This window comes from Streptomyces sp. NPDC090045 (assembly GCF_044747975.1).
Lineage (GTDB): Bacteria > Actinomycetota > Actinomycetes > Streptomycetales > Streptomycetaceae > Streptomyces.
The window spans coordinates 122042-143273 of record NZ_JBIVFA010000019.1 but is presented as its reverse complement, the minus strand read 5'-3'; the positions used below and the strand labels follow the sequence as shown (position 1 = coordinate 143273).

The following is a 21232-nucleotide window of genomic DNA, read 5'->3' as shown; positions in this document are numbered from 1 at the left end:
GCCGCCCACACCCTCACATCACCAAAGAGCCCACCCATAACCTGACCAACGACCAGCCTGGCTACCAGTCACGCCAAACACCGTTGCAGTACTAGACCGTGACCCTTCAGACGATCCGTCACTTTGCCGAAGCCCTGGATGATTCCCCACGGTGCTTACCGCCGGCTGGTGCATTAGCAACAGCGAGACCGCAAGCCCTAACCGCGACCACGGCCGGAAGGAGCTGACCGAGTGCAGTGAACTGCGTCGAAGAGTCGGCGCTCGGCTCAAGTGCCGGTCGGCTCGAACCAGTATCGCTGCGGCCAACGCAAACCACATCGGTGTCCAGTCCCGACCGCGTCAACCTTCAACGACACCTTGCCGGGCTGCGGCCGGGCGAGACGGAAATGAGAAACAGGGTCGTCCACGACGAACCATCTCTCAGCGTCAATCGGAGGGGCTGCCAATAGTCCCCCCACTGGGTGAACATGGCGAGCTGACGGCATTGCGATCCCCCCTGTCTCGCGAGACACCCAAATCGCGAAGAACACCTCCACGCCCACGTGGTGCCCCGTCAGCCCCCTGCCCTGGGCCCCGCAGCATGCCGCCCGCGCTACCGCGCAGAACGGAGCCACGTCGTGACCGGCCTCACCACTCTGGTCATGGCCCGCGAGCCCATCCCGGCCGCCTCTCCGTCCGTCTTCCTTGCCGGGCCTACTCCGGACAGGAGGGCGCCTGTTCCCGTCCTGACTGCCCGAGGCCCTGCGCGTGCTGACCGAGCAGTGGCTCGGCCGTCGCCCGCTGACAGTCCTGAGCCCGGAGTCCCGGCACGGCGAACGGGCTGACCGCTACGAGACGCAGGTCGACTGGGAGACCGCTGCCCGAGCGGCGGCCATGGCGATTCTCTTCTGGATTCCTCGCGACCTGCAGACCCTGCCGGGGATGACCACGAATGTGGAGTTCGGTCTGGACCTGTCGACGGACAAGGTGGTGCTGGGCTGTCCGCCGGACTGCCCCAACCCGGAGAGGAACGGGTACTTGATATACGTGGCCCGCCGTCACGGTGTGCCCGTGTGCACCACCCTCACCGACACGGTGGCCGCGGCGCTCGCCCTCGTCCCCGCCGAGGACAACCCGGTAGTCGAACGGGAGCAGTGGTGATCTTCGACGCGGACCTCAAGTCAGTGCCGGGCTTCACCGAGGTCGGCGTCTGGGTTGGTGGCTTTGTCAGCGAGTTTTGGGTTCTGTCACAGATCTTGGGGAGCGGTCGCGGAGGGTAACCGTGTCGTTCGATTACCGGGAAGGGGCACGAGGCCGGGTCCGTCAGCGTTCACGCATCCTGGTCCACCACCAGCCGTCCATCGCCCAATCGACGTAGTTGGGCTCCGGCAAGGTGCGGCGCTCGAATTCCTCATCGATGCGCGTGATCAGTCGACCCAAGTCCCGTTGGGCTCCGGGAGGAAGGTGTAGCATCGCCCGCTCCAGATCGTCACGAGCGTCTTCCACCTCTATCCCAGGCGAGCAGGCCTCGGAGGCGTTCAGGTAGCGGCCAGGTTGCTTGAAGGCCCACTCGAAGCGAGAGAGCGCATTCGCGATCGCGTTGGGCCACATCTCCTGGTCTTCGACCCGGCGGATCGCTGCACGAGTCCGCGCGGAGACACCGCGGACCCTCAGGACCGGATACTGCCATCGTGGCCGCCACCGCTCTGCGCGGAGGGCCTTGGGACGCCTACGCGGCATCGCCCTTTCGGATCAACATCAGGCCATCCTGCCACAGCTGGGCACCTGGATGGACCCCCGGGTCACACACCCGCGGCAACTGTTCCTGGGGGGCGTCTCGGAGTGTCACTGGAGCAGGATCATCTTGCGGAGCAGCCCGAATCCGGCTCGGCCGTAGAGCTGCCGCTTGATCTTCTTGATGCGGTTGACGGCGCCCTCGATGCTGCCAGAGCTCCAGTCGAGAGTCGTCGGAGGCCGGGACGGCGCGTCGGCCGGAGCCCCGCACGCACGCCATTTTCAGCAAACGCAAAGCATTCACGAGCCTTAGACGGTGTCTCACGTGGCGATCTTGTCCGCTGCTGGTCCATAGGCGCTCAGGGAAACAGCCTGTCAGGCTGGCCAGCTGAGCTGGCCGTTCACGATCGCCGGGAGAGACATGGGCATCTCGTGGGTGACCCAGGCGAACTCCAGGGCCGCGAGCGTGGCTCCCCGGTCCGTCCATACGAGGATCTCACCGACGTAGGCGCCGGACGGGTCATGGACGTGCGCGTCTACGGGTACGAGCGCTTCCGGCAGTGCTGCATGCTCGCAAGGTTCCCGGACCTGCAGGTCGACGCTCACGGAGTCGGGCCCCCAGACGGCGATCACCTCGGTGCGGTCCAGTTGACTCCGCAGTTGCGACGAGCCGGAGAACTCTGCCGACAGGATGTGTGCAAGTACTGCGCGCTCGTCGGTGTTCAACGGGCGCGGGTCGATGGAAAGAGGAGCCATGTGCCCATTCTGAGGTGGCGGGGCAACCAACCCAACGCCTGCACCGACCGCCGCCGGGGCGGCCCGGCAGCGGCATCATGATCGTTCATGGGTGGGGATATGGCGCAGCGGCTCGTGCCGGATGATCTATGGGCAATGGTCGAGCCGGTACTGCCGTCCTTCAGCTCGCGCCCGCAGGGCGGTGGCACCGCGCCGATCGACCAACGTGCCGTGTTCACGGCCGTCGTGTACGTGCTGACCAGCGGGTGCGCGTGGCGGTATCTGCCACCGGCGTTCGGAGTGTCGCCGGCGACGGCTCACCGGAGGTTTTCCCTCTGGACCGCATCCGGAGTGTGGCGTCGGCTGCACCGCGTGGTTCTGGACAAGATCGGAGCCCGCGGCGGACTCGACTGGAGCTCCGTGATCGTCGACGCGGCCTCGGTGCGCGCGAAAAGGGGGTCCGCTGACGGGGCCGAATCCGGTCGACCGAGGCAAAACGGGCAGCAAGCTGCACGTTCTGACCGACGCGCAGGGACTGCCCGTGGCCGTCGGGGCGTCCGCCGCGAACGTCAACGACGTCCAAGCGCTTCGTCCGCTCGTCCTCGGAATCCCGGCTGTCCGCTCACGCCGCGGCCCCCGTCGGCGACACCCCGACAAGGTCCGGGCCTACAAGGCGTACCACTCGGCCGGCAACTTGGCGTGGCTACGCGAACGCAGCATCATTCCGCGGATCGCCCGGCCAGGCCGGGTGTTCGGCGGAGAAGTACGCCTTGGCCGCGCGGAGTTTGACGGGTCGGCGCCGCCGTGGTCCCCGACGGGACCGGACGGCGGGTATGCCGCGGATGAGCGGCTTGAGGGCGAGGCTGTCGCGTACAGCACCCGCGACCAGCAGCATGCCGCACGGACATCACGTCACGTGAGACAACCTCTGAGCCTTGATCGGTGCGGCCGACCTGGCGGCCTGCTCGATCTTCGCGCAGTAGGCTGCACGGGCTTCCTCGTCGATCTGCTTCTCGTGTTCGGCGCGCAGCCCGGTCCGGCCGTCGAGGCCCTCGCGCAGGATGTCGGCGTGCCCGGCATGCCGGATGGACTCGCCGAGGACGTGGACCATGACGGCGAACAGGTTCGTGTCGGCATGAGGCTCCGGCCACCACGGCACGTGGCCGGGGGCGTCGAGGGGAAGCTCGTTGATCGTCGCGTCCGCGTGTTCCCACGTGCGCCGGTAGAACCCGGTGATCTGATCGCGGGTCTCGTCCTCGGTCGCCCACAGATCGCTGCCGTCGGAGTCCTGCCACCGGGGCAGCGGTTCCGGGGAAGGGCGGTCGAAGACCTCGCCGAAGTACCTGGCCTCGACGGTGGCCACGTGTTTGACCAGGCCGAGGAGATTGGTCCCGGTCGCCGTCAAAGGCCGGCGGGCGTCGTACTCGGACAAGCCGTCGAGTTTCCAGAGCAGCGCCTCGCGGTCCCGCCGCAGTCTGCCGTGCAGGTTGTCCTTCGCGAATTCATCGATCATGCGGCATGAACCTTCCATGGATTGGGACTCCTTGCACAATGGTCCACCGGGAATGACTGTCTGTCAGAGAGGCGTGGGGGTGCGGTTGGGGTGCGTGACGGCTCACCGCCGACCCGACCTGCGACGGCTACTGCGCAGGAAAACTACACGCATGCTGTTCGGTGCCGTTCTCTGATCCCGTTGAGTAGTTCGGGACGGGGACCGGGGAGGAGGTGGGCGGGTGCCAGGTGAGAATCCAGCCGGCGGTGAGCGCCGTCGCGCCGCCTGCCAGGGCGATTGCGCCGCCTGTTCCGATGACTGCGGCCACCGAGCCGAAGCAGGCCGGCCCGACGCCCTGCAGCGTCATGCTGCCGGAGCCGAGCAGGCCGAAGGCCTGGCCCTGGCCATCCTGCGGCAGGGCGTTCAGGAACGGCCTTTGCAGGCCGAGCCCGTAGGCGAATCCGAAGCCGCAGAGCAGCAGCAGACCGGACGAGACGCCCACTCCGGGCTCGGCGGCGAAGCCGACCAGCGGCAGTCCCATCAGCGCAATCAGCGGGACTACCAGTCGCTCCCGGGTGGGTGGCCGTAGGAGTCGGCCCACCAGCAGGTCGCCGACAAGCATGCCGACCGGCAGACAGCCCATCAGCACCGCGTACCAGCCGGGCGCGAAGTGGCGTCCTCCCGCGTAGGCGACGATCAGGCCTTCCGCGCCCGCTACGAACGCGGGCGGTAGCCACTGGGCGAGCATCAATCGCCGCACCGTGTGTCCGCGCAGCAGCAGGCCGGCACCGTGCAGGCTTGCCCGGACGGGCCCGCCATCGCCCCGAGCGCTGCCAGGTGTGCCGCCGAACTCTCCCGGCTGCAGCCGGGGTAGCCGGATGCGGATGGCGAGCGCGCACCCGAGGTAGAGGGCGGCGCTCACCGCGAGTGCCCGGTGCGGGCCGAGTACCGCGACGGCCGCACCGCCCAGCGCCAGACCGAACAATTGCGCACCGGAGGCAGCGATGTTGTTCAGTGAACGGCCCAGGACATAGGCGTCGCCCTCCAGCCACTGCGCGACCAGCCGACTCGACGCGCCGCTGAACACCGGTGTGGCGAGGGCCACCAGCGCCACGACACCGAGGCTTGCCGCGATCGGCATCCGCACCAGGGCGAGCAGCAGGGCGGCGGCGCACTCCAAGGCGTAGCCGCCGGCGATGAGCGCGCGGGGCGGCAGTCGGTCGGCCAGTGAGCCCAGCAGCAGCGAGCCGAACAACTGCGGGAGAAAGCCGATGCCGAAGGCCAGTGCGCTCAACAGCGCGGAGCCGGTGGCCGCGAAGACCAGCACCGAGAACGTGGTGATCCGCAGCGAGCCCGCAGTGATCGCGACGATGCGGGTCGAGAAGAGCAGCCGGAATCGCGGCTCGGCCAGCACCTCCCGGTAGGTGGCACGGTGGTTGACCTGCGCGGGTTCGGCGGTTGGGGTCATGACGCCCAGCCTCGCCCTGCGCCCACGCCACTCACCAATGATTCGTCGCTGGACGAATCGGAACAGTCGTCGCCCGGTAGCATGGCAGGGTGCTCCGCTTCGAAGTCTCCGTCGAGGACCTGCTGCGCAGCCGCTTCGCACTGTCGCCCGCGATGGACCTCTGCCTACTGCTACGTTCGCTCGCCGGCCAAGACCAGCCGCTGCCGCGAGCCTGGGCCGCCCGGCTCCTGCCGGCCTTTGAACTGCTTCGCCGCGATACCGACCTGAACGCCGTCCTCGCCCTGTACACCCCGGCGGGCGGCGCGGACTTCGTCGCCCCGCCTCCGCGCGGCCTCAACCAGACCTGGGCAGACGACCTGGCCGCGATCCGGGCCACACCGCTGGAAGCGGCCCGCCACGAATTCGCCACCACTGCGACCGGCCCGTCCGCCCGTGATCCCCGCGTACGCGCAGTGCTGGACTCGCCGGACGCCGTCTCCAGGATCGCCGAGGCGATGGACCAGGCGTGGCACGAGCTGCTCGCCCCGGACTGGCCGCAACTGCGCGCGATTTGTGAGCGCGATGTCGTGCACCGGGTGGGTGTGATCGGCGAACACGGATGGGCCGCGACCATCGAAAGCCTGCACCCGAGCATCGCCTGGCGCGCCGGCGGTATCGAGCTCGGCTTCTTCCCCCAAGCCGGAACAGTCCGCCTCGCCGGCGACGGGCTACTGCTGATCCCTTCGGTCTTCGTCGGGAATGTCGCCGCCCACCTGGAAGACCCCTGGCCCAGGACCTTGGTCTACCCTGCCCGCGGCACCGCCGCCCTGTGGGGCGAACAGGAGACCGTCCCCCAACCGGACGCGCTGACCGCTCTGGTCGGCCGGGCCCGCGCCCGGCTGCTGGTGGCGCTGGACGCCCCGGCCAGTACCAGCCACCTCGCCCGAAGCCTCGCCATGGCACCCGGCGCGGTAGGAGACCACCTCGCCATCCTGCGAGGCGCGGGGCTGCTCGTCCGCGCCCGGTCCGGACGGTCGGTGCTCTACCGGCGCACCCCGCTCGGCGAGGCACTGGTCGCCGGTTCGGGCTGAGGGCTCGGATCCGCACTGCTTTTTGAGGCGCCGCCAGCAGATGATTGCTCAGCCGAGGGTGAAGTGCGAAGGCCGCTTCGACGACCCAGCGATTCTTGCCCAGGCCGCTTCCGTGCCCGGTGCCGACGGAGACGCGGGACAGGTCCAAGGCGCCGCCGGCAGGTCATCCCGGAGCCGAAGGCCAGCTCCTGCGGCAGGAACTCGCACTGGATCCCGCACATGGCTCTGCGCTGGTCAAGCCGCTTACGTCCGTGCCGAAACCCGTTAGGGCGCGGCGGCACGTCGTGTCAGAATCCGGCACATGTCAGTTCGATATCCACGCCCCCTGCGCCCCGGTGACCGCGTCGGCATCACCTCCCCTTCGAGCGGAGTCGCGAAGGAGCTGCGCGAGCGACTCGACGTGGCGATCCGCGATGTCGAGGCCCGGGGATACGAGGTGGAAGTCGGCACCTGCATGGACGGCACCGGGCACGTCAGTGCCCCGGCGGCCGACCGGGCCGCCGAACTGACGGCGATGCTGACGGATCCCCGCATCAGGGCCGTGGTGCCGCCCTGGGGCGGGGAGACCGCGATCGACCTGCTGCCGCTGCTCGACTGGGACCGGCTGCGTGACGCCGAGCCGACCTGGCTGGTCGGGTTCTCCGACATGTCGACCATCATGACGCCGCTCACCCTGCTCACGGGCACGGCGACCCTCCACGGAAACAACCTCATGAACACGCCGTACCACGTGCCCGAGGGGCTGTTGTCCTGGCTCGACATCGCCGAGGCCCCGCAAGGGCACCGGTTCACGCAGACCCCGCCCCACCGCCACCGAAGCGCCGGCTGGGACGACTACCGCGCCCACCCCGACGTACGCGAACTCACGCTCGACACGCCGGGCAGGTGGACCAGGCTCGACGGCGACGGAGATGTCGAGGTCGAAGGGCGCCTGATCGGGGGCTGCATCGAGACGCTCTGCAATCTCCAGGGAACTCCCTACCTCGACACTTCCGCCTTCGCACGAGCCGAGTCCCCGGAAGGACTCCTCGTCTATGTCGAAGCGGCCGACGACGACGCCTTCACCATCTGCAGGGACCTGCACGGGATGCGGCTGGCCGGCTTCTTCGACGCGGCGAACGCGATCCTCGTCGGCCGGACCTCGGCACCTGATGCCGAGTCACTCACACAGCACCAAGCCGTTCTCGACGCACTGGGCCCCTTGAACGTCCCCGTCATCGCCGACGTCGAGTGCGGGCACGTTCCGCCGTACCTGCCCATCGTCAACGGAGCGCACGGCCGACTCGTCCACAGCTCGACCCGCAGCGAACTGACCCAGACTCTGAGTTGAGCCAGGTTCCTGAGCTGAGCCAGGTCCCTGACCTGCACCTTCACGACCTGCCCCGCGCACGGCGCCACCAGTGGCACGCGTGGCGCCACATATGGCTCGCCATGGTGCCACACATGTGCCATGATGGCGTCGTGGACGGCGCCCCCCTCGGCCTCGCAAGGCAACGGGAGCGCGTTTTCGTGGAGTGAGCCAGCGGAGGGGTCGGATCATGGAGACAGCACAGAGCCAGGAGCAGGCGGCCCCCGGCCCCTTCGCCGCCTTCGCCCGCTTCGTGCTCTGCGGCGGCGGGGTGGGGATCGCCTCCAGCTTCGCCGTGGCGGGCCTCGGATCCTGGATTCCGTGGGCCCTGGCCAACGCCCTGGTCACCGTGGGCTCCACGCTCCTCTCCACCGAGTTACACGCCCGCTTCACCTTCGGCGCGGGCGGGCGCGCGACCTGGCGCCAGCACGCACAGTCCGCCGGGTCCGCGGCGGCCGCGTACGCGGTCACCTGCCTGGCGATGCTCCTGCTGCAGCAGTTGACGCCGGCACCCGGTGCGATGCTCGAGCAGGTCGTGTACCTGTCCGCCTCCGCGCTCGCCGGTGTCGCGCGGTTCGCGGTGCTGCGCCTCGTCGTCTTCGCCCGGAACCGCTCGCAGGCCGCGGCCACCGTTCACGGCTCCCGCCCCGTGCCCACGACCGTGGCCCGCCCCTCGGCTCCGGCCGGCCCCGCGGCGCTCTGCCAGGCCGCCTGATCGCTGCGCGCACGACCGGGCACACGCCGCGTCCTTCGCATGGCCGCCGCCCGGGTCACGCGCCGAGCAGTTCCTTGAGCACTTGCGCCGTCGCGCGGGGGAACGCGGTGTTGCCGTTGTGCCCGCCCGGGAACCGGACCGCCTCCGTGTCCAGTTGCGCGGCGAGCGCCAGGGCGCAGCGGTAGGTGTGCACCGTCGGCCGCGTGGTCCGGCCCGCCGCCGGGACGATGCGCGTTCCGGCCCGCGCCGCGGCCCGTACCAGCTCCTCCGGGTGGAGGGCGTCCGTGGTGACGGCCGTGAATTCCGTGCCGATGAAGTACGCGAAGTTGGCCTTTCGGCGGGGTGTCAGCGGCTGGGGGGTGAGGCCTTCCTCGGTGGTGTCGTGCGCCGGGTCGATGCCCAGGTGCCGGGCGATCACCGGGAACGCCTCCGCCAGGCCGCCGGAGGTGAACGCGTCCTGGATGGCCGCCAGTTCCGCCACGTGCTCGGCCCGGCCCGCCTCGTCCAGCAGGTTCGGCATCACGGGCTCGTGTGCGATCAGCGTGCTCAGCACGCCCGGGTGGCGGACCACGGTCTGGAGGCCGATGGCACCACCCATGCTGAACCCGGCCATCAGCGCCGGCCCGTCGGCGACTTCGGCGAGCAGCCGCGCGACGTCGTCCGCGTGGTCGGCCATGGTGATGGGGCGGGCGGGGTCGTGGAGCGTGCTGCGCGAGAGGCCTCGGCGGTCGTAGGTGACGACCGTGAAGGTGTCGGCCAGGTGCGGGACGAGGTCGACCGTGCGGTCCGCATCACCCTCGCCGCTCTGGGAGAGGAGCAGGACGGGGCCTCGGCCCTCCGTCTGGTAGTGGAGGGTGGCGCCGGGGACGGAGAGCGTGCGAAGGGTGGCGGCGGTCGTGGGCATGGCGGGTCCCCCTTTGACGGTTCGTCGGCCCGAGTGGCTGACGACACGAGCGTAATCCATCGAAACAGATGCATCAATATCGATGCATCTTTTTCGATGTACCCTGTGTGCATGAACGGAGTCGAGCTGTTCCTCCTCGGTCGCACCCTCATGAAGATCGGCGAGCAGGCGATGCCCCCGGTGAAGTCCGGTACGCCGGGGTCGACGCGCTCGGTGCTGGTCGTCCTCGGCGACCTCCTGTCCCATCCCGGAACGACGGTCGGCGAAATCGCCACACGGACGGGCCTGCCACAGAGTCAGGTGTCCACCGCGGTCGCCCGGTTGGAGGAAGTCGGCTCGGTCGAGACCGGGCCCGATCCGGCGGATCGGCGCCGCCGGCTCATCCGCCCCGGCGCGAAGCCGTCCGACAGGGTGGCCGAAGTCCGGGCCGCGACCATCGACGACGCCCTGGCCGCGGCCCTCGCCGACCCGGACGGAACCGCCCCGGATCCGGACGTCCTTCGCGAGGTCTCCGAGGCCCTGGACCTGCTGGCAGGGCGCTTGACCCCGTCGGTCGCAGCCCGCGCCCGCGGCCTCGATGCCGCTGCGGAGCCACCCCGTGCCGGATAGCGTCCGGGCGCCCCGAATGGGCCTCCCAGGCCCATGGCAGCATCAGTGGCATGACATCTCGTAAGGTCCGCGGCCCGGCCGAGCGCATGCTCGGCTATGCCCGCGTCAAGGAAGCTCGCGACCCGGACGTTTCGGCCGAGCGGCTGCGCGAGCTCGCTGCGGACGACATCATCCCCGTGCGGCTGTACACCGCGCGGAGCTACGCCGCTCCGCCCGACGTCCTGCTTCGACTGGCCTCCGACGAGGAGGGAAGCGTGCGGTGGTGCGTCCTGTTGAACCCCGTGGCCGACGACCCCGTGCTCCGCCTCCTGGCCGCGCGGGAACGGGCGGAGTCGGCCGGCCGGCCAACGCCTTACCTCTCCGTCCGCGGCATCATCGTCCACCACCCCAACGCGTCGCCGGCGCTGCACGGCGAACTGCTCGCCGAAGGCGCCTGCGCCTGCCCCGCATACTGCAGCCTGGACCTCTGGCGCACCCTGATCCGCAGGTGGCGGGAGGCCGGAAGGCCTTGACCCCGCGGTCCCGGCCAAGGCCCGAGTAATCCGCTTCGGCGCACGCCGGGGTGCGCAGTAGCATCCCCGGATGCCGAACATCGAGACCCTCACGCCCGCGGCCGGCCGGGCCGATGCCGCCGGGCTGCGGGCCTGCGACGCCGATCTCCTCGTGCGGTGCGCCGTCGACCGCGAGCAGCCCTGGTGGCGCCGCACGGCCTGCGTGGACGCGCTGGCCGGCCGGGTGCCCGAGGCACGGGCAGGTGAACTGCTCGCGTGCGTCCGTGACACGGAGGACTCGGGGACGGTCCGCAAGGCCCTGCTGGGCCTCCTCTCGGACCGGGCCGAGCTTCTCCCCTGGCTCCGGCACGAGGACCGGCGGCGCGAGGACGCGTACGGCATGCCGGAGGCGGTCCTCCAGGCGCGCGGGGCCCTCGGGGACCGAACGGCGGCGGCCGAGTTGGCGACCCTCGCGTTCAGCCACTGGCGGACGCAGCGGGCGATCGGTGAGGCCGGACTGGACGCGCTCGTGGAACGGCACGGGGTGGAGTCGGTCCTCTCCGCACTCGAAGGCGGGCGGGCGGAGGACCGAGCCGTCGCCGTGCGCATGCGGCACCGCGGCGGTGGGGACGTCACCGACGCGCTCGCCGACCCCGACCCGCAGGTGGCCCACCTCGCGGAGTCCCTGCTGACCTGCCCGGACCGGGTCCGCACCTACCTCGACGACGCTCCGACGGCCGACGCCGCCCTGTGGGCCGCGTACGCGCTGCACAGGCTGACCGGTGACGCGGAGCGGACCCGGGCCGTGTACAAGGCGCTGGGGCGCCCCCGGGTGGAGGTCGAGGGGCTGGACGAGGAGATCCGGCGGGCGATCGTGCACGAGTACGGGCACGACTGCGCGAAGCAGAGCGACCCGCGCTGGCGGATCGAGGCCCTGTGCACCGAGCCGCCGCAACCGCCGGACGAGGAGCGGCAACTGGCCCTGGCGACGGCCGCGCTGGCAGCGGCGGGGCTGGCCCCCCGCACCCCGCTCTCCTGCGGCGAGGCCCACCGCCAGGGCGGCGGTACGTACCACGTGATCGGGTACGGGGAGGGCGCCGGGAGCGAGGTCTTCATCAGCACGCTGGGGCGGTTCGCCGGCGACCACGAGGACGACCCCGCCGTCCGCGCCGCCCTCGAAGCGGCCGGGTTCCGCTGGATCGGCGCGTCCACCGGGTCGATCCGCGTCACCGGCCTCGGCGTCTACTACTTCGGGTCGCGCGAGCCGCTCGACATCCACACGCTGCTGTTCTACTGGCAGGACTGACACCCGCCCCTGATCGGACCGTTGACCGGTCGGACCGTTGGCCGGTCGTACCGCCATTAATCCGGTGTTCGCCCTGCGGTGTGCCGCCTACAGTGACGCCCGATGACACTCTTACACGCTCATGACTACGGGGGCGACGGCCCCCAACTGGTTCTCCTGCACGGATACGGACGCTCGCTCGCCGACTGGGACGCCTCGGCCGCCCTCCTCACCGCTGGGCACCGCGTCCTCGCCGTCGACCTGCCGGGGCACGGCCGCTCCCCCGCCCTCTCCCCCTGGACCATCCCCGCCGTGGTGGGGCACATCGCGGACACGCTCGACGCGCACGGCGTGGCGGAGGCCGTCGTGGTGGGCCATTCCCTGGGCGGAGTGGTCGCGGTCGAGTACGCCCGGGCGACCGTGGGCCGCGCCGGGGCCCGTGCCCGTGCCGCCGTGAATCTCGACGGCTTCTGGTGGGGACGCGAGTACCCCGGCGCCGACCGGGTGGGTCAGGGGCTGCTGGCGTCTGCCGGGATGGTCGCGCCACCCGGGTACATCGCCGAGAAGATCAGCAACTCCGTCCGGTTCGGTATCCCCGCCGACCGTGCGGAGGCGACCGCCCGTGCGGCCGCGCGCCCGCTGCCCGACGGCACGTGGCAGACCCTGCCGGAACGGGCGGAGGCGCTGCAGCTCTTCGACGAACTCCACAGGATCTTCGCGCGCGGTGTCACCCCGTGGCTGGAGGGGGTCGACTACCCGCTGCTGGTCGTACAGGCCGGCCGCCAACTGCCCCCCGCGCCGGGCATGGAGTGGTTCGCCGAATTCAGCGCCCGGTTCGCCCAAGGGGTCTCCGAGGAGCTGTCCGGGCTCGCCGGCACCCGGCCGACGATCGCCGTCAACCGGATCGACGCCACCCATCTCATGAACCTGGAGACCCCGGAAGCGGTGGCGGCCCTGGTCGCCGGATTCGTCCGGGGCCTGCCCGTGTAGGGCATGTTGCGAAAGTCGCTTGGTCCGTTTGTCGGACACCCCTACCCTCTGGCCCATGATCCAGATGAGGAATGGCGAGTTGCGCGGCTATCAGGTGGGTTCCGTACGCGCCGAGCTTCGTGCACTCACGGTAAGCGACGACCGCGAAGGCATGCTCGAAGGAACGCCTCAGCTACACCGCCGCTTTCGTCTGATGGGCATCGAGAAGGCGATGGCGACGACGCCGCATTTGTATGTGCATGACCTCGACAAGCTCCGAGCCGATGCGGAGGGGCGAGTCGAGGAGTGGCTGCCGCGAGAGGCGGTACATGCTCGACTGACGTCATGGTGGCAGCCTGAGGACATTGCAGAGCCCGGGCACACGGTGCTCTCGGTGATGTGGTTCCAAGCGGCTGCGCAGGATCCCTTCGCCCGCCTGGCCACGATCATGCGTCCCCTGGACTGGACTTCGCTTGCCAAGTTCGTCCCCTTTGAGGACTAGGGTCTGATGGGAAAGTGCCGGTCACAACCATTCGTTGATGGCTGCGACCAGCACGATCCCTTCGTAGCGGACGGCAAGTTCGTCCTACCTGGCGGCGACGGCCCGGTGGCGGTTGAGGCGGTTGAGGCGGTTGATCCCGCACTTCGGCGGCATGCCTGCTTGTAGTCGTCGATCGTGCGGGCTCATCAGCACGCCGCCGGGGCTCATCGCGAGGCGGAGGAGGTGGCTTGGCCCCCTGCGGCCTTGGGCTTTCTACGCGAGGGGCGTACTCGCTGTGGGCCAGTGCCGGCGGTCGGGAATCAACCTGCGCAGGATCCACAGGCCGACGCGCAGCTTCCGGTCGCCCGGGGAGCGGATTTCGGAGATGAGCGCGGCGGTGCTCCTGCCGATCGACCGCGACGCTTCCTCGGTCGAATCCGGGTCCAGGAGTCTGTCGCAGTTGAACCAGGCCAAGCCCCGTGCGACCCGGATCCCGTAATTGGTCAACAGTTCGTCACTACGGGTGAACAGCCTGTCCAAAGAGCTGAGCCCGCTGATGTACCTGGCCGAAAGGTCGTCCTGGATCCCGTCGATACAGGACGCCAGCACGTCGTTCATGCGGTGGAAGTCCGCGACGTGGCTGCGGTCGCCCGTGGACGTCGCCATGCGCCGCAATGCCTCCGGCAAGTCGTATGACATGTGCGCCATCATGGAAAAGAGCACGTCTTCCAGCAGGTAGGAACGCCGGACGCTCGAAGCGGCAAAGACATCCCGCCATGGTTGGGGGATGGAGTCCGGCAGATCACTGGGCTGAACTTCGGCTGCGGAGCCACCGGATCGTCCTGCCAGCCATGCGTCGACGCCGTCCATCGCGTCGAAGTAGGCCGATGCGAGCGTCTCACACAGCTCGGCGACCCACGGCGGGTCGTTGAACACGGGGGTGCCCGTGTCCAAGCCTGTGGCGAGCGTCTTCGTGAGGCGGTAGTAGGTGTAGGCGAACGCGGCCCGGCGATCGTGCGTGGTGTCGTACTGCCTGACCCGGTCGGCAAGCAATCCGGCGACCAGGGTGATCTTTTCGGCGGGGAGCATGGACTCGGCGGTCATCGGGAGTATGTTCCTGCCGCCGCTAAGCCGGCGCGCCGACTCGGCGGGTTTCCTCGGTCGCCCTGCCCCAGTCGCACAGCAGTTCCGCGAAGAGGCTCTGGCGGTGGCTGCGACCTGATAGTCCGCGGTCCATAGGGCTCCGAGCAAGGGCATGCTGTAGGTCGCGGCCATCCCTTCGTCGCGGATTTCCGCAGAGTAGGTGAAGGTCCGCGTGAGCAGGCCCGGCACGGGGCCGAGCCTCTCGTCCCCTTGCACAACGACTCCGGTTCCGTTGCCGTCCAGTACGTACCGCTCTTCCAAGAGGTACAGGGTCACGCCGAACTTGGAGATCCTGACCACACGCTGCGTAGCATACCATCACACTCTGTGAGCGATGGGTCCTACGCGTGCGGCGGGGGTGTGGCCCTGGCGATGAGCAGGGCCACGTCGTCGTGGTCTCCCGGGTGCCGCATGGTGTCCAGGAGCAGGTCGCAGGTCTCGTCCAGCGAGCGGCCGGGGTCGTCGAGGACCTCGAGGAGCACCGCGAGGCGTGTGTCGATCGGATCGTCGCGGGTCTCGACCAGGCCGTCGGTGTAGAGGACGAGCTGGTCGCCCACCTCCAGGGCGAGGCTGGTGGTGCGGAAGGCGACCCCGCAGCCGCCCAGGGGCGCGCCCGTGGGCAGGTCGAGGAGCTCGCGCCGGCCGTCCCGGCGAAGGAGGACCGGTGGCAGGTGCCCGGCCAGGGAGAGGTGGCACTGCGCCGTGTGGGGGTCGTAGACGGCGTAGACACAGGTCGCGATCGTGTCGAGACCCTCGGTGGCGTGATCGAGGTGGTGCAGGACCTGGGCGGGGTCCAGGTCCAGATCGGCCAGCGTCCGGGTGGCGGTGCGCAGCTGGCCCATGCTGGCTGCGGCTCCTACGCCGCTGCCCATGACGTCGCCGACGACGAGTGCGGTCTTGTCGCCGCTCAGGGGGATCACGTCGAACCAGTCGCCGCCGATCTCCATGGTGGCCTGGGCGGGGCGGTAGCGGGTGGCGACCTCCAGGCCCGGCCGCCGCGGCGGTGTGTGGGGCAGCAGGCTGCGCTGGAGGGTCAGGGCGGTGTGGCGCTGTTCCTCGACCGCCCGGTGGCGCTCGGTGACGTCCACGCTGGAGGTGGCCACGCCCAGCACGGTCCCGTTGGGTGCTTCGAGCCGGTAGAACGAGATCGACCAGGCGTGATCGTGATCCGGGTCGGCCGGGGTACGGCCGACGGTGTACTGGTCCACGATGGGAACGCCCGTGGCCAGAACCTCACGCATCGCGGCTTCGAAGGACGGGTCCACGGCCGGCAGCACCTCGTGGACGTGCCGGCCGATGTGCTCGGCCGCCGGAACCCCGTTGAGGCGCTCCTCCGCCGGATTGACCGAGACGTACCGGAGGTCCGTGTCCAGTACGCCCAGCCCGACCGGTGACTGGGCCACCAGCCTGGCGGCGAGGGCCAGGTCCCGTTCGACCTGCCGTACCGTCCCCTGGTCCGCGGCCAGGCCCAGGGCGTAGTACTCCTGCTGGGAGTCGAGCAGCCGCATGTTGCGGAATTCCACCATGCGTGTACTGCCGTCCTTGTGCCGGACGGGGAACACTCCCACCCAGCTGCCCCCGCCGGACATGACCTGGGCGAACATGCCCATCACGAGCGGCAGCTGCTCCTCGTGGACCAGCAGGCGGCCCGCGAACTCCCCGAGGGCCTCCTCGGCGGTGTAGCCGAACAGGTCCTCGGCCTGGGGACTCCACAGGTCGATCCTGCCGTCGGCGTCCAGGAGAACGGCGGCCACCTTGAGCACGTCGAGCAGGCCGCCCGGCCCGGACGCAGCGGCCCGCGCCCCGTCGGGGTCGCCCCCCAAGGGCTCGATTGCACCCATCTCCGGGCTCTCCTTCCGGCCGCCGAAGGCTGCGGCTCTGGCTACGGCCCCGACTGCGGCCCTGTGCCGGCAGTGATCATCTGCCGGCTTCCGTGCTCCCAGCCATCTCATCGTCCCCCGCGACGGGACGCACGTGCACGCCGCGCGGGTGGGGGAACGCGGTGATGAGGGCGGGGAGCGTGCGCATGTCGTGGAAGACGGTGGTGCCGGGGCCTTCGAGCCGTTCGGCGGGGGTCAGACCGCCGGCGTAGCCGAGGGCGCGCATCCCGGCCGCGCGGGCGGCCTCGACGCCGGGCCGACTGTCCTCGACCACCACGCAGGCCGCGGGATCAACCCCCATCTGCCGGGCGGCGTGCAGGAACAGGTCCGGGGCGGGCTTGCCGCGGGAGACCTCGGAGGCGCTGTAGATGCGGCCCGCGAAGCGTTCGTACAGGCCGGTGCGGCCCAGGGTGTGGCGCATCTTGTCGTGGGATCCGCTGGAGGCCACACAGGTCGGCAGGGTGATCGCGTCGAGGGCCTCGGGGAGTCCCTCGACGGGGGCGAGAGCGGTGTCCACGGCTTCGCGGTGGAGCTGCTCGAACCGCTCCGACCAGATCGCGGCCGTCTCCTCGCCGAGCCGGTCGGCGAGGATCTCGCGAATGGAGGCGTGCGAGCGCCCGATGAACCGGTCGACGACCTCGTCCATCGTGAGGGGCCAGCCGAGCTCCGCGCCCAGGGCGACCTGGACGCGGGCGGCGATGCGTTCACTGTCGACGAGTACACCGTCGCAGTCGAATATGACGAGTTCAATCGGCTTGATCATCTCGGCAGCATAGGCGCTGCCGGTGTCCGTGGCGGCAGGACCGGGGGCGCCGGTCCCCCTTACGCCATCGCACCCCCTCGGGGTGGGGGGAATGCGCGAATCAGGGGCGGTGTCGTGTCGTGGGCGGCAGGATGGGCGCATGGACCGTGGGGATGTGGGGCCGGGTTCGTCCCGACCGATGGTGGTGCGGGTTCCCGTGGAGCCCGTGGAGGCGGCGGTGGAAGCCGACGCGGCCGACGCCGTGGCGCGTACCGCCAAAGTCGTGGTGCGCGGGCCCTTGTTCGGGGTGGCGGCGCAGCACGCGGGGGAATCGTGGTGGCGGGTGGTGCTCGCGGTGACGGACGGTTGCCCGCAGCAGGCGCGCGACGGGCTGAACTCCCTGTTGTGGTTCCGTGCGAAGGACGATGCGCGCGACCGGGCGGAGCGGCGGGCCCTGCTGGCGGCGGTCGCCCGGCTGGAGAGCGAGCGCGTCGACGAACTCGACGTGGAGGGGACCCGGTACCGGGTCGTGCGGGCCGAGGAGTACGCGGGGGCGGGACCTGGCGGTATCGAGCAGCCGCGTCCCACCGACCCCGAGCCCCTCTCCCCCGACTGGGACCGTGCCGCCAAGGGGCCGGGGGTCGACGAGGGCCTGGTCCTGGACCCGGACGCGCCGGTCACCCCCACCCAGGCTCTTGAGCAGCTGGCCCTTCGGGGCCTGTGCTACACCGGGGAGCGGTTCCCCGAGGACGTGCGCGCCGACGCGCTGCAGGCGCTGGACACCCACCCGGACGTCCTGCTGCTGCCCGCGGCCTTCACGGTCGTGGAGCAGACCGCTGGCGGCTGGACCCCCGTGACCGGTCCGCACGCGAGTGCGCACGAAGCCCGCAAGTCACTGGACTTCGCGCTGACATGGATGTGGCCGCGGATGCGCGGCCACATCCCCCAGGACGCCGGCCCGCAGACCGACGCCCGTACCTGGGCGGCTGACGGCGCAGCGGAGGGGGCGTCTGCCGGCCCGCGGCCCGCGGAGCTGACCGCGTACGCCGAGGCCGCCGACGCCCTCCGGGCCGGGCGCGTCAACCAGCTGGAGTTCCAGGGCACCATGTACCAGATCGTCCGCACCCGCCGCCTGCTGCGCTGGGGCCCCGACGGGCCCGAGGGCCCGCGCCCGTCCGACGTCAACAGTCAGGATCCTTCGCGCATCCACCTTCCGCTCGACGAGGACGGCCACGTCGTGCCGGAGGGCTGATCCGCAGTGGTGCTACTCCGCGGTGGTCTCCTTCACCGCCCACGCCAGGTACTCCTCCGAGGCGTCGACGGTCGGCACCACGATCCACTGCGGCACGTCGTGCGGGTGCTGTTCGAGCACCCACGCCTTCAAGGCGTCGACCTTCTCCGTGGTCGTCTGGAAGGAGAGCCGGTACCCCCGCTCGTGGAGCACGGCGCCCTTCTCCCAGGAGAAGGTGGTCATCCGCGCCTCGATGTGCACACCGGCGGTCAGCCGGGCCTCCACCGCGGCTTGCCCCATCTCGTACGCCCTTCCCTCGTCGTTCACCGTCGTCTGCGCGATCACGATGCTCGCCACGCTGGTCCTCCTCGATCGGGTTCACCCGACCCTACCCACGGCCGGCTCAGGGCACGGTCACCCGGGCGAGGGCCCAAGAGGTGTGGTCGAACGCCGAATTGGAGTTGGCGTCCTCGACGACCAGGTGCAGCAGCTTCACCCCGCGCACGTCGAGGTCCACGCGCACGGGACCGGCCGCGCCGGTCAGTTTGCCGCTGGTGAACAGCACCTTCCCGTCGCCCCTCACCGAGGCCTTCGTCGCGCCGGTGGCGGCCTGGTTCTTCGAGAAGTCGTCGATGCCTACGAGCGCGGTGAAGCGGTCCGCCGCTCCGCCGAGGTGGTAGACGATCTCGGAGGGCGCGTGGACGCCCAGGCCCTTCGCGTACGTCACTCCGCCGAACGAGATCGGCGTACCGTCCCCGGCCGCGTTGCGCCCGTTGGACCGGTCGCGTTCCACCGGCCCCCAGCCGTTGGTGGCCGACACCCAGGCGAGATCGCTCAGATAGGCGTCGGCGGCCGGCGCCGGCGGAACCGTGGAGACCCGTTCCGTGGCGGCGAAGCGCAGGGCCCCGGTCGGTGACTCGGCGGTGCCGTCGACGGTCAGCGGCCACTGCGTGCCGGCGGCGGCCGTGGCCGGCGGGGTGACCTTCCAGGACGTGGTCAGCACGGCGCCGGCGGCCAGCAGGTCCTGGCCGGTCGCGGCGGTCGCCCGGACCTCCCAGCCGGCCGGGGCGCGCAGCGCGAGGAGTGCGCGGGTCCAGGGCCTTCCCGACCCGTTGCCCAGGGTCGCGGTGACCGTGAAGGCCTCGCCGGGCACGGCCGGACCCTGGATCTGCGCACGGACTCCGTAGGGCTTGCGGACGTACGTGTCCACCCACGAGGAGCGCATGAGGGCGACCAGGCCGGCCGCCACGGACGGGTTGGCCGCGGCGACGTTGCGCTGCTCCCCCAGGTCGGAGGCGAGGTCGTACAGTTCGAGCTGCCACTGTGCGTCGGGCAGGGCGTGGTCCCTGACGGGCGCGAACCGTACGGCCTTCCAGTCGTCCTTGCGGACGGCCTCGGCGAGCCAGGTGGCGCGGCCGCCGTCCTCGGTGTCGGCGCGGCTGGTGACACCGCGTTCGTCGCGGTACCAGTACAGGTGGTTGTGGCGTGCGGCGGCCGGGCTTCCGGCGAGCAGCGGGGCGGCGGACAGTCCGTCGATGTCCGTGGGCACCGGTGCGCCGCCGAGTTCCGCCAGGGTGGGCAGCACATCGGTGAGCGGGGTGGGCCGGTCGCTGGTGCGGCCGGCGCCGATGCGGCCCGGGGACCAGGCGATCAGCGGGACGCGGATGCCGCCCTCGTAGAGGTTGCGCTTGTAGCCGCGCAGCGGGCCGTTGGCGTTGAACAGGTCGGGGTTGACGCCGCCCTCCTCGTGCGGGCCGTTGTCGCTGGTGACGAGGACGACGGTGTGCTCGGCGATGCCGAGTGCGCGCAGCAGGTCGATGACCTTGCCGACGAGCGTGTCGAAAGAGGTGATCTGGGCGGCGTGGCCCTTGTTCTGCTGGGTCCAGGTGCGGGAGGCGTACGCGCCGACGTCGGGGATGTCGCTCGGTGCGTGCGGCACGGTCGGCGTGAGGAAGAGCAGGAAGGGCTCGGCGGCGTGGTCACCGATGAAGTCGAGCGCGCGCTGCTCGATGAGCTGGGGTGCGTAGGCGCCCTTCGCGCCCCCCGCGTTGGCGGCGATCGTCTCCTTCGCGCCGTTGTGCCACAGGTACTGCGGGTAGTACTCGTGGGCGTGCCCGTGGTCGATGTATCCGTAGAACTCCTCGAAACCACGGAAGTTGGGGTGGCTGGGCTGATCGCCCTCCTCCGGTCCGAAGCCCCACTTCCCGATCACCGCGGTCCGGTAGCCGCGGGCGCGCAGCACTTCGGCGAAGGTGGTGTCGCCGGCCTTCAGCGCGCCGGGGGCGGCGCCCGGGTTGGCCCGGACGGCGGAGTGGCCGGTGTGCAGGCCGGTCAGCAGCGAGCAGCGGGACGGCGCGCAGACCGCGGCCGTCGAGTAGGCGTCGGTGAACCTCAGGCCCTCGGCGGCGAGCCGGTCGATCCGCGGTGTGGTGATCAGCTTCTGGCCGTACGAGCCGAGGTCGCCGTAGCCGAGGTCGTCGGCGAGGATCACGACGAGGTTCGGAGTCGCCGGGGCGACGGCCGTTGCGCCTTCGGCCGACCGGGTCGCCTGGGCCGCCGCGGCCTCCGGTGCGGCGGGGAGCGCGCCGAGGCCGAGGGCGGCCGCGGACCCGGCGAGGAAGTGGCGGCGGGTGGGCATCAGGGGCTCCTTGGCTCTCACGGACGGAATGCGATCATGCGGAGAGCACCGGCCGGATGGCCATGCACATGACATTAAAAGCGTGTGACAGCCCTGGTCCCGGCGTGTGCGGCGGAGCCGCGATCGTGCAGAGTGGCGGCATGTCATCCCAGGTCAGGGCCTGTTGCGCGGCCTCGCGCGAGCCGGTTCCCGCACGCTCGCTCCTCCCTGCGCCGCCGGGCAGCAACGCCATGCCCTCCCGGGAGGGCATGGCGTTGCTGCCCGGCGGGGTCTTCCGGATGGGCCACGAGGACGGGGCCGCCCCCGCCGCAGTCGGGG

The 21232-nt window shown here is 70.6% G+C and carries 20 protein-coding genes and 3 pseudogenes; 12 read left to right on the top strand and 11 right to left on the bottom strand.

Translation table 11 applies throughout. The features are described from left to right. Nucleotides 1-747: 747 nt before the first annotated feature. Entirely contained in the window at nt 748-1140 is a 393-nt protein-coding gene (locus tag ACIPYQ_RS36335) for a nucleoside 2-deoxyribosyltransferase domain-containing protein (protein ID WP_401258486.1), read from the top strand. A 162-nt stretch (nt 1141-1302) separates the two neighbouring features. Here the strand turns inward: ACIPYQ_RS36335 and ACIPYQ_RS36330 are convergent, their stop codons facing one another. Both ACIPYQ_RS36330 and ACIPYQ_RS36325 read right to left on the bottom strand, forming a co-directional pair. After that, complete coding sequence (locus ACIPYQ_RS36330; RefSeq protein ID WP_401258484.1) at nt 1303-1590, bottom strand: hypothetical protein; 288 nt, start codon at nt 1588-1590, stop codon at nt 1303-1305. Between the two features lie 498 nt (nt 1591-2088). Continuing rightward, nucleotides 2089-2469, bottom strand: coding sequence for a hypothetical protein (locus tag ACIPYQ_RS36325; RefSeq protein ID WP_401258482.1), 381 nt, complete (start codon nt 2467-2469; stop codon nt 2089-2091). A gap of 87 nt (nt 2470-2556) precedes the next feature. On the opposite strand from ACIPYQ_RS36325, the pseudogene ACIPYQ_RS36320 reads away from it, so the two are divergent. Then, nucleotides 2557-2805 (top strand): annotated as a pseudogene (locus tag ACIPYQ_RS36320) (transposase); the annotation flags it as partial. Between the two features lie 106 nt (nt 2806-2911). Next, nucleotides 2912-3160, top strand: a pseudogene (locus ACIPYQ_RS36315) (transposase); the annotation flags it as partial. A gap of 51 nt (nt 3161-3211) precedes the next feature. Here ACIPYQ_RS36315 and ACIPYQ_RS36310 read toward each other — a convergent pair. The 3 genes and pseudogenes from ACIPYQ_RS36310 to ACIPYQ_RS36300 all read right to left on the bottom strand — a co-directional run. Then, a pseudogene (locus ACIPYQ_RS36310) lies at nt 3212-3316 on the bottom strand (IS5/IS1182 family transposase); the annotation flags it as partial. Between the two features lie 39 nt (nt 3317-3355). Next, nucleotides 3356-3961, bottom strand: coding sequence for a DinB family protein (locus ACIPYQ_RS36305; protein ID WP_401258480.1), 606 nt, complete (start codon nt 3959-3961; stop codon nt 3356-3358). A 127-nt stretch (nt 3962-4088) separates the two neighbouring features. Beyond that, nucleotides 4089-5408, bottom strand: coding sequence for an MFS transporter (locus ACIPYQ_RS36300; RefSeq protein WP_401258479.1), 1320 nt, complete (start codon nt 5406-5408; stop codon nt 4089-4091). Between the two features lie 89 nt (nt 5409-5497). Between ACIPYQ_RS36300 and ACIPYQ_RS36295 the strand changes: the two genes are divergently transcribed. The 3 genes from ACIPYQ_RS36295 to ACIPYQ_RS36285 all read left to right on the top strand — a co-directional run bounded on the left by ACIPYQ_RS36295 (nt 5498) and on the right by ACIPYQ_RS36285 (nt 8541). Continuing rightward, nucleotides 5498-6478: an ArsR/SmtB family transcription factor gene (locus ACIPYQ_RS36295; protein WP_401258478.1), complete on the top strand. Its 981-nt coding sequence runs from the start codon at nt 5498-5500 to the stop codon at nt 6476-6478. A 301-nt stretch (nt 6479-6779) separates the two neighbouring features. After that, complete coding sequence (locus ACIPYQ_RS36290) at nt 6780-7808, top strand: S66 peptidase family protein (RefSeq protein ID WP_401258476.1); 1029 nt, start codon at nt 6780-6782, stop codon at nt 7806-7808. 208 nt (nt 7809-8016) lie between these two features. After that, nucleotides 8017-8541, top strand: a complete 525-nt coding sequence (locus ACIPYQ_RS36285; RefSeq protein WP_401258475.1) for a hypothetical protein — start codon at nt 8017-8019, stop codon at nt 8539-8541. Between the two features lie 55 nt (nt 8542-8596). Here the strand turns inward: ACIPYQ_RS36285 and ACIPYQ_RS36280 are convergent, their stop codons facing one another. Then, nucleotides 8597-9445: an alpha/beta fold hydrolase gene (locus ACIPYQ_RS36280; protein ID WP_401258473.1), complete on the bottom strand. Its 849-nt coding sequence runs from the start codon at nt 9443-9445 to the stop codon at nt 8597-8599. Between the two features lie 111 nt (nt 9446-9556). Between ACIPYQ_RS36280 and ACIPYQ_RS36275 the strand changes: the two genes are divergently transcribed. From ACIPYQ_RS36275 to ACIPYQ_RS36255, 5 genes are all read left to right on the top strand, one after another. Next, nucleotides 9557-10054 (top strand): MarR family transcriptional regulator, encoded by a 498-nt coding sequence (locus ACIPYQ_RS36275; RefSeq protein ID WP_401258471.1) that lies wholly within the window; start codon nt 9557-9559, stop codon nt 10052-10054. 50 nt (nt 10055-10104) lie between these two features. Beyond that, nucleotides 10105-10566, top strand: coding sequence for a hypothetical protein (locus ACIPYQ_RS36270; protein ID WP_401258470.1), 462 nt, complete (start codon nt 10105-10107; stop codon nt 10564-10566). A 70-nt stretch (nt 10567-10636) separates the two neighbouring features. After that, the gene (locus tag ACIPYQ_RS36265; protein WP_401258468.1) at nt 10637-11851 is read left to right on the top strand and encodes a hypothetical protein; all 1215 of its coding nucleotides are present in this window, start codon (nt 10637-10639) and stop codon (nt 11849-11851) included. 102 nt (nt 11852-11953) lie between these two features. Further along, nucleotides 11954-12820 (top strand): alpha/beta fold hydrolase, encoded by an 867-nt coding sequence (locus ACIPYQ_RS36260; protein ID WP_401258466.1) that lies wholly within the window; start codon nt 11954-11956, stop codon nt 12818-12820. A gap of 55 nt (nt 12821-12875) precedes the next feature. Next, a complete protein-coding gene (locus tag ACIPYQ_RS36255; protein ID WP_401258464.1) occupies nt 12876-13301 on the top strand; it encodes a hypothetical protein in 426 nt (141 codons plus the stop codon). Between the two features lie 252 nt (nt 13302-13553). Here the strand turns inward: ACIPYQ_RS36255 and ACIPYQ_RS36250 are convergent, their stop codons facing one another. The 3 genes from ACIPYQ_RS36250 to ACIPYQ_RS36240 form a co-directional block, all read right to left on the bottom strand. Then, nucleotides 13554-14384 carry a DUF5995 family protein gene (locus ACIPYQ_RS36250; protein ID WP_401258462.1) on the bottom strand — a complete coding sequence of 277 codons (831 nt, stop codon included), beginning with the start codon at nt 14382-14384 and terminating at the stop codon, nt 13554-13556. A 380-nt stretch (nt 14385-14764) separates the two neighbouring features. Further along, entirely contained in the window at nt 14765-16264 is a 1500-nt protein-coding gene (locus ACIPYQ_RS36245) for a SpoIIE family protein phosphatase (protein WP_401258460.1), read from the bottom strand. Nucleotides 16265-16340: 76 nt separating this feature from the next. Next, nucleotides 16341-17066, bottom strand: a complete 726-nt coding sequence (locus ACIPYQ_RS36240) for an HAD family hydrolase (protein WP_401258458.1) — start codon at nt 17064-17066, stop codon at nt 16341-16343. A 139-nt stretch (nt 17067-17205) separates the two neighbouring features. On the opposite strand from ACIPYQ_RS36240, the gene ACIPYQ_RS36235 reads away from it, so the two are divergent. Next, the gene (locus ACIPYQ_RS36235; RefSeq protein ID WP_401258456.1) at nt 17206-18297 is read left to right on the top strand and encodes a DUF5954 family protein; all 1092 of its coding nucleotides are present in this window, start codon (nt 17206-17208) and stop codon (nt 18295-18297) included. 12 nt (nt 18298-18309) lie between these two features. Here the strand turns inward: ACIPYQ_RS36235 and cutA are convergent, their stop codons facing one another. Together cutA and ACIPYQ_RS36225 are read right to left on the bottom strand one after the other, a co-directional pair. Beyond that, the gene (cutA, locus tag ACIPYQ_RS36230) at nt 18310-18633 is read right to left on the bottom strand and encodes a divalent-cation tolerance protein CutA (RefSeq protein WP_401258455.1); all 324 of its coding nucleotides are present in this window, start codon (nt 18631-18633) and stop codon (nt 18310-18312) included. Between the two features lie 46 nt (nt 18634-18679). After that, nucleotides 18680-20914 (bottom strand): sulfatase-like hydrolase/transferase, encoded by a 2235-nt coding sequence (locus tag ACIPYQ_RS36225; RefSeq protein WP_401258454.1) that lies wholly within the window; start codon nt 20912-20914, stop codon nt 18680-18682. Nucleotides 20915-21232 lie beyond the last annotated feature (318 nt).

Excerpts from the sequence above, each read along its gene's own strand:
- ACIPYQ_RS36255 (WP_401258464.1), top strand. The coding sequence starts at position 12,876 with ATGATCCAGATGAGGAATGGCGAGTTGCGCGGCTATCAGGTGGGTTCC.
- ACIPYQ_RS36290 (WP_401258476.1), top strand. The coding sequence starts at position 6,780 with ATGTCAGTTCGATATCCACGCCCCCTGCGCCCCGGTGACCGCGTCGGC.
- ACIPYQ_RS36285 (WP_401258475.1), top strand. The coding sequence starts at position 8,017 with ATGGAGACAGCACAGAGCCAGGAGCAGGCGGCCCCCGGCCCCTTCGCC.
- ACIPYQ_RS36245 (WP_401258460.1), bottom strand. The coding sequence starts at position 16,264 with ATGGGTGCAATCGAGCCCTTGGGGGGCGACCCCGACGGGGCGCGGGCC.
- ACIPYQ_RS36275 (WP_401258471.1), top strand. The coding sequence starts at position 9,557 with ATGAACGGAGTCGAGCTGTTCCTCCTCGGTCGCACCCTCATGAAGATC.
- ACIPYQ_RS36235 (WP_401258456.1), top strand. The coding sequence starts at position 17,206 with ATGGACCGTGGGGATGTGGGGCCGGGTTCGTCCCGACCGATGGTGGTG.
- ACIPYQ_RS36300 (WP_401258479.1), bottom strand. The coding sequence starts at position 5,408 with ATGACCCCAACCGCCGAACCCGCGCAGGTCAACCACCGTGCCACCTAC.
- ACIPYQ_RS36330 (WP_401258484.1), bottom strand. The coding sequence starts at position 1,590 with ATGTGGCCCAACGCGATCGCGAATGCGCTCTCTCGCTTCGAGTGGGCC.
- ACIPYQ_RS36240 (WP_401258458.1), bottom strand. The coding sequence starts at position 17,066 with ATGATCAAGCCGATTGAACTCGTCATATTCGACTGCGACGGTGTACTC.
- ACIPYQ_RS36305 (WP_401258480.1), bottom strand. The coding sequence starts at position 3,961 with ATGATCGATGAATTCGCGAAGGACAACCTGCACGGCAGACTGCGGCGG.
- ACIPYQ_RS36270 (WP_401258470.1), top strand. The coding sequence starts at position 10,105 with ATGACATCTCGTAAGGTCCGCGGCCCGGCCGAGCGCATGCTCGGCTAT.
- ACIPYQ_RS36265 (WP_401258468.1), top strand. The coding sequence starts at position 10,637 with ATGCCGAACATCGAGACCCTCACGCCCGCGGCCGGCCGGGCCGATGCC.
- ACIPYQ_RS36260 (WP_401258466.1), top strand. The coding sequence starts at position 11,954 with ATGACACTCTTACACGCTCATGACTACGGGGGCGACGGCCCCCAACTG.
- ACIPYQ_RS36280 (WP_401258473.1), bottom strand. The coding sequence starts at position 9,445 with ATGCCCACGACCGCCGCCACCCTTCGCACGCTCTCCGTCCCCGGCGCC.
- ACIPYQ_RS36325 (WP_401258482.1), bottom strand. The coding sequence starts at position 2,469 with ATGGCTCCTCTTTCCATCGACCCGCGCCCGTTGAACACCGACGAGCGC.
- ACIPYQ_RS36250 (WP_401258462.1), bottom strand. The coding sequence starts at position 14,384 with ATGACCGCCGAGTCCATGCTCCCCGCCGAAAAGATCACCCTGGTCGCC.
- ACIPYQ_RS36225 (WP_401258454.1), bottom strand. The coding sequence starts at position 20,914 with ATGCCCACCCGCCGCCACTTCCTCGCCGGGTCCGCGGCCGCCCTCGGC.